At 64.8% G+C, this 16,021-nt stretch carries 15 protein-coding genes; 10 read left to right on the top strand and 5 right to left on the bottom strand.

Going from position 1 to position 16,021, the window contains the following annotated elements:
- Window position 1 precedes the first annotated feature (1 nt).
- Both GA566_RS19135 and GA566_RS19130 read left to right on the top strand, forming a co-directional pair.
- On the top strand, window positions 2–787 hold the full coding sequence (locus GA566_RS19135; RefSeq protein ID WP_160473700.1) for a heme ABC transporter ATP-binding protein: 786 nt from the start codon (window positions 2–4) through the stop codon (window positions 785–787).
- A 102-nt stretch (window positions 788–889) separates the two neighbouring features.
- Window positions 890–1,873 (top strand): tripartite tricarboxylate transporter substrate binding protein, encoded by a 984-nt coding sequence (locus tag GA566_RS19130; protein WP_160473699.1) that lies wholly within the window; start codon window positions 890–892, stop codon window positions 1,871–1,873.
- Between the two features lie 6 nt (window positions 1,874–1,879).
- Here GA566_RS19130 and GA566_RS19125 read toward each other — a convergent pair whose 3' ends face one another.
- Entirely contained in the window at window positions 1,880–2,422 is a 543-nt protein-coding gene (locus tag GA566_RS19125; RefSeq protein ID WP_160473698.1) for a cysteine hydrolase family protein, read from the bottom strand.
- Window positions 2,423–2,612: 190 nt separating this feature from the next.
- The gene (locus GA566_RS19120) at window positions 2,613–3,545 is read right to left on the bottom strand and encodes a DMT family transporter (RefSeq protein ID WP_160473697.1); all 933 of its coding nucleotides are present in this window, start codon (window positions 3,543–3,545) and stop codon (window positions 2,613–2,615) included.
- Between the two features lie 86 nt (window positions 3,546–3,631).
- Between GA566_RS19120 and GA566_RS19115 the strand changes: the two genes are divergently transcribed.
- Window positions 3,632–4,498, top strand: a complete 867-nt coding sequence (locus tag GA566_RS19115) for a LysR family transcriptional regulator (RefSeq protein WP_160473696.1) — start codon at window positions 3,632–3,634, stop codon at window positions 4,496–4,498.
- A 70-nt stretch (window positions 4,499–4,568) separates the two neighbouring features.
- Window positions 4,569–5,081 carry a nucleoside deaminase gene (locus GA566_RS19110; protein WP_137928040.1) on the top strand — a complete coding sequence of 171 codons (513 nt, stop codon included), beginning with the start codon at window positions 4,569–4,571 and terminating at the stop codon, window positions 5,079–5,081.
- Window positions 5,082–5,107: 26 nt separating this feature from the next.
- On the opposite strand, the gene GA566_RS19105 is transcribed toward GA566_RS19110, so the two are convergent.
- The 3 genes from GA566_RS19105 to GA566_RS19095 form a co-directional block, all read right to left on the bottom strand.
- Entirely contained in the window at window positions 5,108–6,697 is a 1,590-nt protein-coding gene (locus tag GA566_RS19105; protein ID WP_160473695.1) for a gamma-glutamyltransferase family protein, read from the bottom strand.
- Window positions 6,698–6,771: 74 nt separating this feature from the next.
- Window positions 6,772–7,716, bottom strand: coding sequence for a tripartite tricarboxylate transporter substrate binding protein (locus tag GA566_RS19100; protein ID WP_237380479.1), 945 nt, complete (start codon window positions 7,714–7,716; stop codon window positions 6,772–6,774).
- A gap of 310 nt (window positions 7,717–8,026) precedes the next feature.
- On the bottom strand, window positions 8,027–9,304 hold the full coding sequence (locus GA566_RS19095; RefSeq protein ID WP_137928043.1) for a 4-aminobutyrate--2-oxoglutarate transaminase: 1,278 nt from the start codon (window positions 9,302–9,304) through the stop codon (window positions 8,027–8,029).
- 119 nt (window positions 9,305–9,423) lie between these two features.
- Here GA566_RS19095 and GA566_RS19090 point away from each other — a divergent pair, with 119 nt between their 5' ends.
- The 6 genes from GA566_RS19090 to GA566_RS19065 all read left to right on the top strand — a co-directional run bounded on the left by GA566_RS19090 (window position 9,424) and on the right by GA566_RS19065 (window position 16,000).
- Window positions 9,424–10,950, top strand: coding sequence for a PLP-dependent aminotransferase family protein (locus tag GA566_RS19090; protein ID WP_160473694.1), 1,527 nt, complete (start codon window positions 9,424–9,426; stop codon window positions 10,948–10,950).
- A gap of 226 nt (window positions 10,951–11,176) precedes the next feature.
- Window positions 11,177–12,091 carry a dihydrodipicolinate synthase family protein gene (locus GA566_RS19085; RefSeq protein WP_160473693.1) on the top strand — a complete coding sequence of 305 codons (915 nt, stop codon included), beginning with the start codon at window positions 11,177–11,179 and terminating at the stop codon, window positions 12,089–12,091.
- Window positions 12,092–12,252: 161 nt separating this feature from the next.
- Window positions 12,253–12,897, top strand: coding sequence for a TRAP transporter small permease (locus tag GA566_RS19080; protein ID WP_160473692.1), 645 nt, complete (start codon window positions 12,253–12,255; stop codon window positions 12,895–12,897).
- 1 nt (window position 12,898) lies between these two features.
- Window positions 12,899–14,164 (top strand): TRAP transporter large permease, encoded by a 1,266-nt coding sequence (locus GA566_RS19075; protein WP_160473691.1) that lies wholly within the window; start codon window positions 12,899–12,901, stop codon window positions 14,162–14,164.
- Window positions 14,165–14,211: 47 nt separating this feature from the next.
- Complete coding sequence (locus GA566_RS19070) at window positions 14,212–15,216, top strand: TRAP transporter substrate-binding protein (protein ID WP_137928048.1); 1,005 nt, start codon at window positions 14,212–14,214, stop codon at window positions 15,214–15,216.
- 100 nt (window positions 15,217–15,316) lie between these two features.
- On the top strand, window positions 15,317–16,000 hold the full coding sequence (locus GA566_RS19065) for a GntR family transcriptional regulator (RefSeq protein WP_160474661.1): 684 nt from the start codon (window positions 15,317–15,319) through the stop codon (window positions 15,998–16,000).
- The last annotated feature ends 21 nt before the right edge of the window (window positions 16,001–16,021 follow it).

Here is a 16,021-nt window from a genome sequence, read left to right as displayed (position 1 = left end):
CATGCTGCTCGCCAGAAATCTCCGTTGCACACGCGGTCGCCGCGAAGTGCTCAGTGGTATCGATCTCGAACTGCGCGCCGGGCAGGTGCTCGGTGTGCTCGGTGCGAACGGCGCGGGCAAGAGCACGCTGCTGGGCGTGCTTGCGGGCGAGATTCCTGCGCACGATGCCGCCATCACACTGAACGATCGTGCGCTCGGCAAATGGCCCGTGCAGGAACTCGCGCGCAGCCGCGCTGTACTGCCGCAATCGCCGGGACTTGGCTTCGACCTCGATGTCACCGAAGTGGTCACGATGGGCGCATATCCGTTCCCGGAACTCGACCGCACGGCACTGAACGCGCTCATACGCCGTGCACTCGCCCTGGCCGATGTGCCACACCTGGCCACGCGCGAATACCAGAGCCTGTCTGGCGGCGAGCAACAACGCGTGCAATTTGCCCGCACGCTGGTGCAGGTACTGGCTTGCCGGGAATCGGATACCTATCGTGCGCTGCTGCTCGACGAACCGATCTCGAGCCTCGATCCGCGCCACCAGCTTCTGCTGCTCGACGCCGTGAAGACGCTGAGCCGCACCGATGGCCTGGCGGTGCTCGTTGTGCTGCACGACGTCAATCTTGCGGCGCGATGGTGCGATCAACTGCTGCTGCTCGCCGATGGCCGCACCGCCGCGTACGGACCGTCCGCCGAGGTATTGACCCCGGAGATTCTCGCCAAGGTCTACGGCATGCCGGCAAGCGTGTTGCCATCGCCGGTGCATGTGGGGGTGCCGCTGGTGGTGTTTGGGTAAATCGCCGGAAGTCGGACGCCGTTATATCCATATTGCAGATCAGTTGTTTGGCTGGAGCGGAAGGCGGGGTAACCTGCACGGCCTTTCTGTACGGTTGTCCTCATGTCTTCCCGCTTTCTCCTGCGCAGCACCCTGCTCTCCGTGGCGCTCGGCGTGACCGTTTCCGGCAACGCCCTCGCTGAAACCTATCCCAGCCGGCCCATTCGCCTCGTTGCGCCTTACCCACCCGGCGGCGCGACCGATGTACTGGCGCGTCTGCTGGGCAAGCAGCTTGGCGAACGGTTGGGCCAGCCGGTGGTGGTCGAAAACCGCGCGGGCGCCGGCACCGTGATTGGCGCCAGCTACGTGGCCAAGGCTGCGCCGGACGGCTACACATTGCTGCTGACTGCGGGCACCACGACCTTCACGATCAACCCGGCGTTGCAGCCGAACCTGCCCTACGATCCGATCCGCAGCTTCGAGCCCATCGGCTTTGCCACGCGGCTGCCGCTGGTGCTGGTGGCCAATCCCAAGGCTGGTATTCACACCTTGCGCGACCTCGTGGCCAAGGCCAAGGCGGAGCCGGGCAAGTACAGCTATGGCTCGTTCGGACAAGGCAGCACCGCACACTTTGCCGGCGAATTGCTGTGGAACAGCGCCGGTGTGAAACTGGTTCATGTCCCATACAAAGGCAGTGCACCAGCCATGAACGACCTGATCGGCGGCCAGATTCCGCTGGCCATCGACACCGTTACAGCCGTGGCACCGCAGATCAAGGCGGGGAAAATTCAGGCGCTGGCCGTGACCACGGCACGCCGTTCGGCCCAGTTGCCGGACGTGCCGACTGCTGCCGAGGCCGGCATCCAGGGCGTGGACATCGATGCATGGTCGATCCTCGCCGCCCCGCGCGGCCTGCCTGACGACGTGCGCCAGAAGCTGACCAAGGCGCTCGCCGATACGCTGGCGGACCCGGTCACGCGCAAGCTGCTGGTGGAAAGCGGCTTCGAGCCGCGCTATGGCACCCCTGCACAAGCGCAGGCGCAAATCGAATCGGAACTGCCGAAGATGCGCGCCGTGGCGCAGCGGGCGGGAATCAAGGCGGAATAACGCCGTTCAGGCGCCGCCGCGCAGTACGTCGGCGGCCGCCTGCAGCGTGACCCGTGGGCCAAAGCTGATGATGCCGGCCAGTGTCTGGTTGTGGTGGCGCGCGATCTGCGCGGCGCTCAGTTCCCCGCTGGCTACGGTTGTGTGCCCATCGCTCACCAGCGTCACCGGATAACCCAGTGCCAGCGCACGGCGCGTGGTGGTATCCACGCAATACTGACTCTGCATGCCGCAGATGATCAGTTCCTTGACGCCATGCGTCTGCAATACCGCCGCGAGATCGGTGTTGTGGAATGAGTCCGGCGTGGTCTTGCGGACCTGCAGGTCCGAGGCATGTACATCCAGACCCGGAGCAAGCTGCCACCTCGGTGATCCGAACTTCAGGAAATCCGAAGCGGATTCGTGCTGGACAAAAATCACCGGCAAGCCCGCCTCTCGTACACGGCGAGCAATGCCGTTGATCCGCTCGACCATCCCTTCCCAGCCGACACCGGCGTACTCACCTTCACATAGTCCTTGCTGGACATCGATCACGATCAGGGCAGTTGTCATGGCGGTGGGGTTCGGAATTGGGCTGGCGAATGATGCCACACGTCAGGACCCGCCAGCCCTCACCCCCAGTCCCTCTCCCGCTTGCGGGCGAGGGGAGCAAGTCTGGGGCACGTTTGGAAGCCCACGTCCTGCGCTATGCGCTCCCCTCTCCCATGCAGTGGGAGAGGGGTTGGGGGTGAGGGCACGCGGTTCAATACTCGACCTGTCCGTGCTTCCGCTCCGCCATCAAGATCGCCGCCGCCATCACGCCGATGCCTGCAATCTGGAGGGCACTGAGACCACGTCCCAGCACGAGCCAGTCCATCAGCACTGCCGTGGCGGGATAGACGAACTGGAACACCGCGATGCGCGCGGTGCGCAGCCTTGCCATGCCCGCATAGATCAAGGTATAGGCCAGCGCCGTGTGCACCAGCCCGATCCCGGCCAGCCACGCCCACGACGCGCCGAACGGCGGCCAGCCGTGCTGCAGCGGCCAGGCCAGCAGCACTGTCGTGCCAATCGCGCATTGCCACCATGCCAGCACGCCGGCGCGAAGATTTCCCAATCGGCGTGCAATCAACGTCGCGCCCGCCGTACACAGGGCGCCCAGCAGACAGGCACCTACACCGATCCAGTAGCCCGTGCCTCGCACACTCTCCGCCTGCTCCAGCAGTCCCGTTGCCAGCAATAGTCCGACCATCGCGACCATCACAAAGCCAAGGCGGGCACGGCCAACGGGTTCGCCCAGCCACAATCCGCCAAGCCCCAGCACGAACAGCGGCTGCACATGAAACAGCACCACGGCCATGCCTGCCGAGGTGCGCCCTATCGCGTCGAAGAACAGGCCCCAGCTTGCCACCATCAGCGAGGCGGCAATCAGCACCCACGGCGCGGTATCGCGTGTGAGCCAGACATGGCGCATCTCGCGTCTGCACAGCAGCCACACCGAGAGGCCGACCCATCCAAAGGCGCAGCGCGACCATGCGGCCGTGAGCGGATGCGCGTTGGCCGCGAACACAAAGATGCCGATGGTGCCTAGCAATACGTTGCCGAGCAGGAATGGCAGCGCGCCGCTCCCACTGAGAATCGATCCCCTGCCCTGGTGTGCGGGCAAGCCGCCGTGAAGTGTCTGATCTGATTTCATGGCACCAGTCTGGCGCGTCGCATCGATCATGAAAAGCGCATAATGCGCGATGCATGCTTTCGATAATCGAATGTAGAGAGGCGGCGATGACAACACCCCGTGACCTGCAGATGGACTGGCTCAAATGCTTTGTGGCTGTGGTCGATGCCGGGTCGCTGGCGAGTGCCGCTGGGGAAATCCATCGCTCCCAGTCTGCCGTAAGCATGCAGATCAAGAAGCTGGAGGAAGCACTCGGGCAGCGCTTGCTGGAGCGTAGCGCGCGCAATCTGAGCCTGACGCCGGAAGGACAGACACTGCTGGGCTATGCACGGCGGATTCTGGATCTGCACACCGAGGCGCAAGGCGCGCTGACGGGCGAGGAACTGACCGGCCGCGTACGGCTAGGCGTACCGGATGACTACGCCGAGAAGTACCTCACGCCAGTGCTGAAGCGCTTCGCGCCCCGGCACAGCGGCGTGGAAATCGAACTGGTGTGCGAGCAATCCACGTCGCTGATTCCACGCGTGGCCAGCGGCGACCTTGACCTCGCATTGATCTCGCGCGACCACGCACGCCGTGGCACGCTGCTGTTTCATGAGCCGATGGTCTGGGTAGGCTCGCCCGAGTTCGAAACCTGGCGGCGCGATCCGCTGCCCATCGCCGTCTACGAGGATGCGAGCCTGGCGCGTCAGGTGGCCATCCATTCGCTGGCCCAGCAGGGACGGCGCTACAAGGTGGTCTATCACAGCTCCAGTCTGGCCGGGCAGATCGCGGCCATCGAAAGCGGGTTGGCCGTAGCCGTGCTCACGCAGTGCAGCGCGCCGCCGCATCTGAAGATTCTCGGCAGCGAGCAGGGTCTCGGCCCATTGGGTCCGATGGAAGTGGCGGTGTACCGTAGCCGTGCGTCGCGTGGCGCCAAGGCGGTGGACGAACTTCAGGACTTGTTGACGCGTACGTTGCGGCTTGCCGCATAGTTGCCGGGGCTGGCACGATGCCTGCTATCTCCAGCCCCTGCCTCTTACATCCAGCAATCAGGAATCATCGATGACGACCACTACGTTTCCCGCCCAGGGCCTCTCCCCCACGCCGGACCAGATCCGTCGCCACCTGCGCCGCACGCAAGCCGTAGCAGAACGCGCGATTGGCCTCGGCCATCATCCGTTCGGCGCCATCCTGGTTGGCCCCGATCAGGAAACCGTGTTGCTGGAGCAATGCAACATCGACACGGTCAATCATGCCGAATCCACATTGGCCCGCGTGGCCGCGACCAACTTCACGCCGGAGTACCTGTGGAGTTGTACGCTCTACACCAACGTTGAACCCTGCTGCATGTGCGCGGGCACCGCGTACTGGGCCAACATCGGCCGCGTGGTGTTCGGCATGACCGAGCACGCGCTGCTGCAGGCCACCGGCAGCCATACCGAAAATCCGACCATGAGCGTGCCGTCGCGCTATGTGTTCGACCATTGCCAGAAACCGGTGGAACTGATCGGGCCGGTGCCGGAGATGGAAGCCGAGATCGCTGCGTTGCAACAGCGATTCTGGGCCGGGCGTTAACACCCGGCCGCCTGCTGGCGCGCGGATCAATACCCCACGGCCTGCCCATCGCGTCGCGAATCCGACGCGGCTATGTAGCCGTCTTGCGCCTTGTAGATCAGTTGCGCCGAGCCGAATTCCAGGCTGTCGCGCGGCGCCACTTCCACGTGGTGACCACGTTCGCGCAGCACGGCCACCACATCGGCCGGCAGGTGGGCCTCCACGTTGACCACCGGGCCGTGTTCCACACGGAAGCGCGGTGCATCGCTCATCGCCTGGGGGTTCTGTCCGAAGGCGGCAAGGCGCGCCATCATCTGCACGTGCCCCTGCGCCTGCATCGAGCCACCCATCACGCCGAACGCCATGACCGGCGCGCCGTGACGCGTGACAAAGCCGGGGATGATCGTGTGCATGGGCTGCTTGCCCGGCGCCACGCAGTTGGCGTGACCCGGCTTCAGGTTGAAGCCCTCGCCACGGTTGTGCAGGGAGATGCCAGTGCCGGGCACCACCACCCCGGAGCCGAAGCCACGGTAGTTCGACTGGATGAACGACACCATCGAACCTTGCGCATCCGCCGATGCCAGGTACACGGTGCCGCCGGTCTTCGGCATGCCCGCCGAGGGCTTGCCCGCGCGGCGCATGTCGATGGTTGCCGCGCGCTCGGCCAGATAGGCCGGGTCGAGGAAGGCGGCGGGCGGATGCTGCATCGTGGCGGGGTCCGATACGTGCCGGTGCAGGTCCGCGAAAGCCAGTTTCATGGCTTCAACACCAACGTGGTAGAAATCCGCGCTGTCCACGCCCATCGACTCGATATCGAAGCGGTCAAGAATGCCCAGTCCGATCAGCGCCGCAATGCCCTGCCCGTTCGGCGGAATCTCGTGCAGCGTATAGCCACGGAAGTCCTGCGAGATCGGCTCTACCCACGTGGCTTCATGGGCGGCAAGGTCGTCGCCACGGATGGCGCCGCCGGTGGTCTCGGCAAACTCGACGATCTTCGCAGCCAGTTCGCCCTTGTAGAAGCTGGCTCCGTCGCTTTCGGCAATCTTGCGCAGCGTGGCGGCCTGTTCCGGAAAGCGCCAGCGCTCGCCAGCCTGCGGTGCACGGCCATCGCGCAGGAATGCCTGGGCAAAGCCCGGTTGCTCGCGCAGCACCGGCACCTGTGCCGCCCATTGGCGCGCGATCTGCGGTGAGACCAGGAAGCCGTGCTCCGCGTATTCGATAGCCGGCTCGAACAATTTGGCGAAAGGCAGCTTGCCGAAGCGCTTGGACAACGCCTTCCATCCCGCTACCTGACCCGGCACCGTCACGGTGTCCCACCCCACCGACGGCATCTTGTCGCGGCCCGCGAAATGATCGAGCGTCCATGCAGCGGGGGCGCGGCCACTCGAATTGATGCCATGCAGACGCCCCTCATGCCAGACCAGCGCAAACATGTCGCCGCCAATACCGTTCATGACTGGCTCCACTACCGTCAGCGTAATGGCGGTGGCAATGGCACTGTCGATGGCATTGCCACCGGCATACAGCATGCGCAGGCCCGCCTGGGCCGCCAGCGGCTGGCTGGTGCTTACCGCGTTGGCGGCCAGCAGCGGCATTTTCTGCGAGGGATAGGGGAAGGACCAGTCGAAAGGCAGCATGGGAATCTTGTTCGGTATGTCTGTAAGGATGGGGGCGTGGCGCTGCCTGAGCGCCACGGTAGATCGACGAACGCTTACTGTAGCGTGACGCCGGCCTGCTTCACGAGCTTCTCGGTGCGGGGAATCTCCGCGTTGACCATCGCCGTGAAATCGGCCACGCTGCCGCCGCGCGGCTCGGCGCCGGTGACGGCCAGCTTCTCACGGAAATCCGGCGTGGCCAGCAGCTTGTTGATCGACACGTTGAGCTTGGTGACCACCTCGGCCGGTGTGCCCTTGGGCGCGACGATGCCGTACCACGGCGCAATGTCGAAGCCTGCATAGCCCTGTTCGGCAATCGTGGGGATCTCGGGCGCTTGCGGCGAGCGCTTCGCAGTGGACATGCCGAGTGCGCGCAGCTTGCCCGACTTCACGAACGGCAAGCCCGTCATGATGGTGTCGAAGTACATCGACACCTGTCCCGCCAGCAGCGCGGGAATGGCCTCGCCTGCACCCTTGTATGGCACGTGGACGATATCGATGCCCGCCACGGCCTTCAGCATCTCGCCCGCGATGTGCGAGGTCGTGCCCGAGCCAAACGAGGCATACGTCAGCTTGCCGGGATTGGCCTTGGCATACGCCACCATCTCGGGCAGCGTGCGGAACGGCAGCGACGGATTCGACATCAGCAGATTCGGCGTGATGGCAACGACGGCCACTTTCTCGAACGCATCGGGGTCGTAGCTGAGCTTCTTGTAGAGGAAGCGGTTCGTCACCATCGATGCAGGACCGGACATCAGCAACGTATAGCCATCGCCGGGCGCGCGCGCCGCGGCTTCGCTACCGATCATCGCGGCAGCGCCCGGGCGGTTCTCGACCACGAAGGTCTGGCCGTATTCCTTGCCCAGTCCCACGCCAAGCTGACGGGTGATGAGATCGGTGGCGGAGCCTGCCTGGAATGGCACGACGATGCGGATGGGCTGGGTCGGCCAGTCGCGTGCGGCTTGTGCCGAGGCCAGCGATGGGACAGTCGACAAAGCCATCGACGATACTGCTAGCAGCGTGGTGGACAAGAACGTCCGGCGTGATGTGGAACGGTTGAAACGCATGTCTGTACCCTCTTTGAATCGAACAAGTGCCACGTGCCGGCGATCCGTTGCGTGGTGACCTGTCTTGCGCAAAATGCGTACCACTGAAAAATTGCCTGTGTCGGGATGCGTGTTTTCCGCACCCTTCCGGTGAGGGAAGTTTGCGGAAGGCGTGCACCGCGTTGAGGCTGCGGCATGCCACAAGATGTTGCGAGGCAAGGGTCAGGGCACCAAGCAGGGGCGCCCTGAGCCATCCCATCCAACGCTATGCGGCCAGCGCCTGCGTCAGCACGGCCAGCGCTGCATCGAACTGATCCTGCGGAATCGTCAGCGGATAGAGGAAGCGGATCACGTTGCCGTACGTGCCGCACGTCAACAGCACCAGCCCTGCTTCGAGCGCGCGCTTCTGCACGCGCAGCGCGGCCTCGGCGTTCGGGGCACCCGTTGCCGGATCGCAGAACTCGGCCGCTACCATCGAGCCCAGGCCGCGCACCTCGGCCAGCGCGGGGCACGTTGCGCGCTGCGCGTTCAGGTGCGCCTGCAACTGTTGCCCCAGTGCTGCGGCGCGTTCGCACAAGCGTTCCTCGGCAATCACGTCGATCACTGCATGCGCGGCCGCCACAGCCAGCGGATTGCCGGCATAGGTGCCACCGAGTCCACCGGGCAGCGGCGCATCCATGATCTCGGCGCGGCCACTCACCGCCGACAGCGGCATGCCACCGCCGAGGCTCTTGGCCATCGTGATCAGGTCCGGCTGCACATCGAAATGCTCCATCGCGAACAGCTTGCCGGTGCGCCCGAACCCGGTCTGCACTTCATCGGCAATCAGCACGATGCCGTGACGGTCGCACACCGCACGCAGGCCGCGCATGAAATCGGCCGGTGCCGGTTGGAAGCCGCCCTCGCCCTGCACCGGCTCGATGATGATGGCCGCCACGCGATTCGGATCGATGTCGGTCTTGAACAGACTTTCCAGCGCCTGCAACGCCTGGGCGGTGCTGACGCCATGCAGCGCGTTCGGGAACGGTGCGTGATAGATGTCCGACGGGAATGGCCCGAAGCCCACCTTGTACGGCGTCACCTTGCCGGTCAGCGCCATGCCCAGCAGCGTGCGACCGTGGAAGGCGCCCGAGAAGGCGATCACGCCAGCGCGACCGGTATGGGCTCGCGCGATCTTGACGGCGTTCTCCACCGCCTCGGCGCCCGTGGTGAACAGCGCGGTCTTGTTCGGTCCGCCGTTGGACCCGCCTATGGGGACGATTTCGTTCAACCGCTGGGCCAGCGTGATGTAGCCCGCGTAAGGCACCACCTGATAGGCGGTATGCGTGAATCGCTCCAGTTGCGCGGCAATCGCCTGCATCACGCGCGGATGGCGGTGACCGGTGTTCAGCACCGCGATACCGGCCGCAAAGTCGGTGAACTGGCGGCCTTCCACATCCCACAGCGTGGCGTTCTCGGCGCGGTCGGCATGGAAATCGCACATCACGCCCACGCCACGCGGCGTGTGCTGGGCTCGGGACTGGTTCAGTTCTTGATTCTTCATGATGGGGGCAGGATCGAAGGGGATCGACGGGATCGACGGGATCGAAAAAGGAACGGCCCCATTGCAATCTGTTTTGGCCCTACAATCTAGCGCCACTTTCACAAATCAGATGGTGCCAATTGAAATCGATCTGCGGTGACCTGCTACTTCAGCGGCTCGGCCCCGATGGGACGGCGGCGCTGGCCCGCCCGCTCAATCGCGGGCTCTATGCGTGCATCCGGGGCGCGATCCTCGACGGCGCGCTGGCCAGCGGCACCCGCCTGCCGCCGCAACGCGATCTCGCTGCCGAACTGGGCTTGTCCCGCAATACAGTGACGTACGCGTACGAGCAACTGCTGGCGGAGGGATATCTGCGCGCCCGCACCGGCAGCGGCACCTTCGTGGCGGACACCGCGCCGGAACGCTTCCTGAATGCGACCGCTGCCGAATTGCCTGCGCAGGCCCCGCCCGAGATGCCGGGCCTGTCGCCCCGGGGGCAGCGGCTGTTGTCGAGCGCATCGGCCTCGCCCGTGCAATGGGGCGCCTTCATGCCGGGTGTGCCGGACCTGCGCCGCTTTCCGCATCGGCGCTATGCGCAGATCGCCGCGCGGCTCTGGCGGCAGCCGCAGCCGGAGTGGCTCAGTTACAGCCACGGCGGCGGCCTGCCTGCGCTGCGCGAAGCGGTGGCGGCGCATCTTCGCGTGGCCCGCTCCACCCGTTGCGACGCGGACCAGATACTGATTACGGAAGGTATCCACCAGGCCATCGACCTCGTGGCGCGCATGCTCGGTTCGCCGGGGGATCAGGCGTGGGTGGAAGAACCCGGCTACTGGGGCATCCGGGGCGTGCTGCAACTGAGCGATATCGGCATGACACCCATGCCCGTGGATGCAGAAGGCATGACGCTGCCTGCCTTCGACGATTCCGATGCGTCCCCCACGCCGCCGCCCCGCTTCATATTCGTCACGCCCTCGCACCAATATCCGCTTGGCGCGGTGATGAGCCTGCGGCGGCGCCGCGCGCTGCTGGAAGTGGCGCGCCGCCATGGCAGCTGGATCGTCGAAGACGACTACGACAGCGAGTTCCGCTATGCGGGTCAGCCGATCCCATCGCTGCAAGGCATGGAGCCCGATGCGCCGGTGATCTATATCGGCACATTCAGCAAGACGCTCTATCCCGGCCTGCGCATGGGTTACATCGTCTTGCCGAAGGCCCTGGCCGCTGCCATGAAGACCGCCCACGCCGATCTCTATCGCGCGGGGCACCTGATTACGCAGGCCACGGTGGCCGAGTTCATCCAGGCCGGCGACTACGCCGCGCACATCCGCCGGATGCGACCGCTCTATGCCCGCCGGCGTGCCGTGCTGTCCGGCCTGATCGAACGTTACCTTGGCCCCGACGCCCTGCACGAGCACGCCAGCAACGCCGGCCTGCACCTCGTGCTGCGCCTGCCCGACCACGTGGACGATGTGGCGCTGGCCAATCTCGCCCGGGATCGCGGCATTCTCGTACGGCCACTGTCACGGTACTTCTCCGGCGCAGCCGTGCAGCGTGGCCTGCTGCTCGGCTACGCCTGCGTGCCCGAGGAAGAGATCGGCCCGGCCTTCGACGTATTGCTGGGTTGCGTGCTGCCCATGCTGGAAAACGCCAGCCGCAAACGGGCCTGACTCGCCCAAGACGCCCCCTCCTCCTCAAGCCGGTGCGCCGTGAATCGCCACGGTGCACGCCGCGCCCAACCATCGCGCATCGCCCCCTTCAACACCCATCCCACACCCCTTTCAATCAGGGATTCCACTGGCATTGCTCTTGCTAGATCTTTCCCGGAAGATATCCTAAATATATTTACAGGATATTTAAGACGCATTCCCCTGTGTTCCCAACCGAGGAGTTTTCATGAGCAATCCCCGCTGGACCGGCATCTTCCCGGCCGTCACCACCAAGTTCCACGCCGACGAACGCATCGATGCCGAAGGCACGATCCGCCATATCGACTTCCAGATCCGCAATGGCATCCATGGTCTGGTCACGTGCGGATCGCTGGGTGAAGCCAGCACGTTGTCGCTCGAAGAGAAGCTCGACGTGGCGCGCATTGCGCTGGAAGCCGCAGACGGCCGCATTCCTGTGCTGGCCAACGTGTCGGAGACCAGCACACGCGACGCGCTGCGCTATATCGATGGCGCCAACAAGCTCGGCGTGGCCGGCTTCATGCTGATGCCCTCGGTGATCTACGTGGCCGATGCCCGCGAAGCCATGCAGAACGTGCGCACCATGGCCGAGGCCGCGCAGAAGCCGGTGATGGTCTACAACAACCCGGTTGCCTACCGCGTGGACCTGAAGCCCGAGCACATGGCCGAGCTGGCCGATTGCAAGTGGATCGCCGCCGTGAAGGAAAGCACCGGCGACATCCGCCGCGTGACGGACCTGCGCAATACCGTGGGTGACCGCTACCAGATCTTCATGGGCGTGGATGACCTGGCCTACGAAGGACTCGCGCTCGGTTGCGACGGCCTGCTGGCCGGTGTGGGCTGCGCGTTCCCGCGTGAGACCGTGGCGCTCTTCGATCTGATGAAGGCCGGCAAGTTTGCGGAGGCGCTCAAGCTCTACCAGTGGATGACGCCGATGCTCCACCTCGACGTTTCCAACAAGCTCGTGCAAAACCTGAAGCTGATCGACGTGCTCGTCGGCGTCGGCTCCGAGCATATGCGCCGCCCCCGCCTGCCGCTGATCGGAGAAGAACGGGCCTTTGTCGAGCGCGTGGTGCGCCAGGCGCTGGAAACGCGTCCCACGCAGTACCAGTCGGTGGCCTGAGGCTTCCTCCTGTCCGGTAGGGATGCCAGCCACTGGCATCCAACTTGCTGCATCCGCTGCAAATATATTTGAAATATCCGCCAGCGCCCCGCGGCTGCGCATCATGCACCAGCGCGCGGCGACGGCGGAACGCAGGACCCCTCGACATGGAGCCTTCCGCAATGCCCGACCCCTCCCTCACAGCGGACGTCGATGCCCCCGTCAGCGCGCCCGTGGCCCGACCCGTACGCTGGGTGCTTGCGCTGTCCGACGCGGTGCTTGCCACCGAGCGCTATGTGCTCGGCGGCCTCATGACGCTGCTCGTGGTGCTGATTCTGCTCAACGTGGTGACACGCTATGCGGGACTGCCGCTGTACTGGGTGGACGAGGCATCGGTCTATGCCGTGGTGTGGCTCACGTTCGTGGGCGCATCGGTCATGACGCGACTGCGGCTGGACTTTGCGGTGGGTCTGCTCACCGATCACTTCGGCCCGAAAGCGGCCAAGGTTGCCAAGGTGGTGTCCACGGGCGGCGTGCTCGTGTTCGGCCTCGCGCTGGTGTGGATGTGCTGGCTCTGGATGGACCCAGTCGGCATCGTCAGCTACCACTTCGACGCGAAGGAATTCGCCGCCGAGACGTTCAACTTCCTCTACACCGAACACACGCAGACGCTGGAATGGCCGATGTGGGTGCTGCAACTGATCATGCCGCTGTGCGCCATCACCATCAGCCTGCATGCACTGGCCAATCTGCTGGAAGACCTGGAGCTGGCGCCGCGCCGCACGTTCCCCGAATTCCAGGTAGGCAACTCCGAATCGGTGAACTGACATGGTGACCACCCTATTCTTCTGCGCCGTGCTGCTGGCCGGCGTGCCCATCGGCATCTGCCTGTGCCTGTCCGGACTCGCGTTCATCTTCGCCACGGGCGATACCGTGCTGTTGCAATCGTTCCCCACGCAGATGTTCGCGGGCGTGGACAGCTACGGCCTGATCGCCATCCCGTTGTTCATCCTGATCGGGGAGATCATGAACAGCGGCGGCATTACGCGCCGGCTTGTCGATCTGTCGATGGCGTTCGTCGGCTCGGTCAAGGGCGGGCTGGCCTACGTGAACATCCTGGCCAACATGCTGGTGTCATCGATCATCGGCTCGGCCACGGCACAGGTGGCGATCATGGCGCAGGTCATGGTGCCCGAGATGGAAAAACAGGGCTACGACAAAACGTTTGCAGCCGGCCTCACCGTCTACGGCGGCATGCTGGGGCCCATCATTCCGCCCTCGGTGATGTTCGTGGTCTACAGCGTGCTGGCGCAGGTAGCCGTCGGCGACATGCTGATCGCGGGCATCCTGCCGGGCGTGCTGCTCACGCTGCTGTTCTTCGTGATCATCGCGATCATGGGGTTCTTCTACAACTACCCGCGCAGCGCCCGCAAGACCTTGCGCGAGCGCGCGATGACGGTGCTGACGGCCAGCCCCACGCTGCTGATTCCGATCGTGATCGTCGGCTCGATTCTCGGCGGCGTGGCCAATCCCACCGAAGCCGCTGCCGTGGGTGCAGTGGCCGCAGCCCTCGTGGGCCGCTACGTGACCAAGGAATTCGATCTCCGCACGATGCCGGCCATCCTGCTGCGCTCGGCGATCTACTCCGCCATCGTGCTGTTCCTGGTGGCCGCTGCTGCCGTGTTCTCGTGGCTGCTGATCTACGGAAAGATTCCGCAGATGGTGGCAACGTGGATCCAGACGGTGGCGCACAACCCCATCCAGTTCCTGCTGCTGGCCAACGTCATTCTGCTGATCATCGGCACGGTGATCGACGGCATCCCGGGCCTGATCATGACGGTGCCCATCCTGCTGCCGGTGGCCACCGAGGTCTATCACATCGATCCGCGCCATTTCGGGGTGGTGATCGTTATCAACCTTGTGCTCGGGCTGATGTCGCCGCCCGTGGGACTCAGTTTCTTCGTCGCCTCGGCAGTCACCGGCGCCAAGCCCGGCAAGATGTTCATGATCACGTTGCCGTTCTTCCTGATCTCGTGCGTCGGCCTGGTACTGCTTTCGCTGTTCCCCAGCCTTTCCATCGGACTGCTGAACTGAGTCCGCTTCCCCATCGAACCCGTTGATACGAAAGCCAGGAGCCTGCCATGACCGCCCTCTTTACCCGTCGTCGCTTTATCCAGACCGCCGCCGTTGCCACCGCCGCGGCGCCGCTGGTGATCACCTCCACCACGCGCGCCGCCACGCAGAAAGAATTCCGCCTGGGTCTGATCACGCCCGCGGGTCACTCGTGGAATCGTGCCGCCGTGGCGTTTGGCGAATCGCTCAAGAAGGAAACCAATGGCCGCCTCAGCGTCACGGTGTTCCACTCGGGCCAGCTCGGCAACGAATCCGCGATGATGCAGCAACTGCAATCCGGCGCACTGGACATGGGATGGATTCAGGCTGCCGAACTGGGCTCGCGTGTCTCCAGCGTGGCCGCCATCAACGCGCCGTATCTGGTGCGCTCCACCGGCAGCGTGGCCAAGCTGGTACGCACGCCCGCTGCGTTGAAACTGCTCGACGCCCTGCCGCGTGAAACGGGCACCATCGGCCTGGGATGGGGCATTACCGGCATGCGCGTGGTGTTCGCCACCAAGGACATCAACTCGCCGGACGATCTCAAGGGCATGAAGCTGCGGATCAACCCGACGCCGGTCTATCGCGATTTCTACTCGATGCTGGGCGCCGCGCCCACGCCAATTCCCACGCCCGCCGTGTTCGATGCGATGACCAACGGGCAGGTAGACGGGCTGGAGGCCGATATCGAACTGTCCTGGAACCAGCGCTACGACAAGATCTCGAAGTCGCTGCTGCCGATGAACGCACTGTTCATGCCCTTTGCACCGCTGGTCTCGGGCCGCATCTGGGCCAGCCTCGACGCCAAGGACAAGGATCTGGTGCGCGGCCTGGTCACGCAGGCGCTGAACAACCAGATCAACGATATCGTGACCACAGAGGCGGGCCTGATCGAGAAGCTCAAGCAGTCGTCGGTGACCTTCAAGAGCGCGTCGAACTACGACCCGCAGCCTGCCATCCAGAAGTTCGATGCGTTGTGGGTGGCCAAGGCCCCTGCGATCCCCGAACTGCGCAAGATCGGCGCCACGCTCTGAGCCTCCGCGTCGGGCGCCACGCGTACGGCATAATGGCGCACCGCCCCGGAAGGCGGTGCGCACGCCCGCTCGCGTGCGCCACGCGGCTTTCCTGCACGAGATGCCTACGCCAAAAACCACCACTTCAGGCGCGCCCGCCGTCGACAACGGCAAGCGCCGCGCCGCAGACGTTGCCTACGACCGCATCGAAACGCTGATTTCGAAGCTGGAGATCGCCCCCGGCAGCCCCGTGGTGGAAGCCGAACTGGCCGAACTGACCGACCTTGGCCGCACGCCGGTGCGCGAGGCGCTGATGCGCATGGTGTCGATCGGACTGGTGGTGCAGCAACCCCGCCGTGGCCTGATGGTCTCGACCATCGACGTCATGGACCACCTTGACGTCATCGCCACCCGCCGTGTGCTGGAACGACTGATCGCCACCCACGCGGCACGCCGCGCCACAGACGTGCAACGCAAGGCGCTGCTCGCCAGCGCCCAGAAAATGGTCAAGGCCGCCCAGCGCGGCAACCTCGACGAATACATGGCCGCCGACCAGGCGCTCGATCACGTCAACCACGCGGCCTGCCGCAACCGCTCCGCCGTGAAGGCCGTGGTCCCGCTGATCGTGCAATGCCGCCGCTTCTGGTACGCCTACCAGCACGAAGGCGAAATCGCCGAAGGCGCGCAGGCCCATCAGGCGATGGCGCAGGCGATTGCTACCGGAAATGAAGCTGACGCGGCCAAAGGGGCGGATCAGTTGATGGACTATCTGGAGAGGTTTGCGAGACGGGTGATTGCGGGGTAGTTGTCTCCCCTCTCCCGCACT

This window comes from Cupriavidus sp. SW-Y-13 (genome assembly GCF_009793345.1).
Classification (GTDB): domain Bacteria; phylum Pseudomonadota; class Gammaproteobacteria; order Burkholderiales; family Burkholderiaceae; genus Cupriavidus.
The sequence above is the reverse complement of the archived record's forward strand: the minus strand, read 5'-3'. Positions and strand labels throughout refer to the sequence as shown.

Excerpts from the sequence above, each read along its gene's own strand:
- GA566_RS19070 (WP_137928048.1), top strand. The coding sequence starts at position 14,212 with ATGACCGCCCTCTTTACCCGTCGTCGCTTTATCCAGACCGCCGCCGTT.
- GA566_RS19095 (WP_137928043.1), bottom strand. The coding sequence starts at position 9,304 with ATGAAGAATCAAGAACTGAACCAGTCCCGAGCCCAGCACACGCCGCGT.
- GA566_RS19110 (WP_137928040.1), top strand. The coding sequence starts at position 4,569 with ATGACGACCACTACGTTTCCCGCCCAGGGCCTCTCCCCCACGCCGGAC.
- GA566_RS19085 (WP_160473693.1), top strand. The coding sequence starts at position 11,177 with ATGAGCAATCCCCGCTGGACCGGCATCTTCCCGGCCGTCACCACCAAG.
- GA566_RS19100 (WP_237380479.1), bottom strand. The coding sequence starts at position 7,716 with ATGGCTTTGTCGACTGTCCCATCGCTGGCCTCGGCACAAGCCGCACGC.
- GA566_RS19115 (WP_160473696.1), top strand. The coding sequence starts at position 3,632 with ATGACAACACCCCGTGACCTGCAGATGGACTGGCTCAAATGCTTTGTG.
- GA566_RS19125 (WP_160473698.1), bottom strand. The coding sequence starts at position 2,422 with ATGACAACTGCCCTGATCGTGATCGATGTCCAGCAAGGACTATGTGAA.
- GA566_RS19130 (WP_160473699.1), top strand. The coding sequence starts at position 890 with ATGTCTTCCCGCTTTCTCCTGCGCAGCACCCTGCTCTCCGTGGCGCTC.
- GA566_RS19120 (WP_160473697.1), bottom strand. The coding sequence starts at position 3,545 with ATGAAATCAGATCAGACACTTCACGGCGGCTTGCCCGCACACCAGGGC.
- GA566_RS19105 (WP_160473695.1), bottom strand. The coding sequence starts at position 6,697 with ATGCTGCCTTTCGACTGGTCCTTCCCCTATCCCTCGCAGAAAATGCCG.
- GA566_RS19080 (WP_160473692.1), top strand. The coding sequence starts at position 12,253 with ATGCCCGACCCCTCCCTCACAGCGGACGTCGATGCCCCCGTCAGCGCG.
- GA566_RS19135 (WP_160473700.1), top strand. The coding sequence starts at position 2 with ATGCTGCTCGCCAGAAATCTCCGTTGCACACGCGGTCGCCGCGAAGTG.
- GA566_RS19065 (WP_160474661.1), top strand. The coding sequence starts at position 15,317 with ATGCCTACGCCAAAAACCACCACTTCAGGCGCGCCCGCCGTCGACAAC.
- GA566_RS19075 (WP_160473691.1), top strand. The coding sequence starts at position 12,899 with ATGGTGACCACCCTATTCTTCTGCGCCGTGCTGCTGGCCGGCGTGCCC.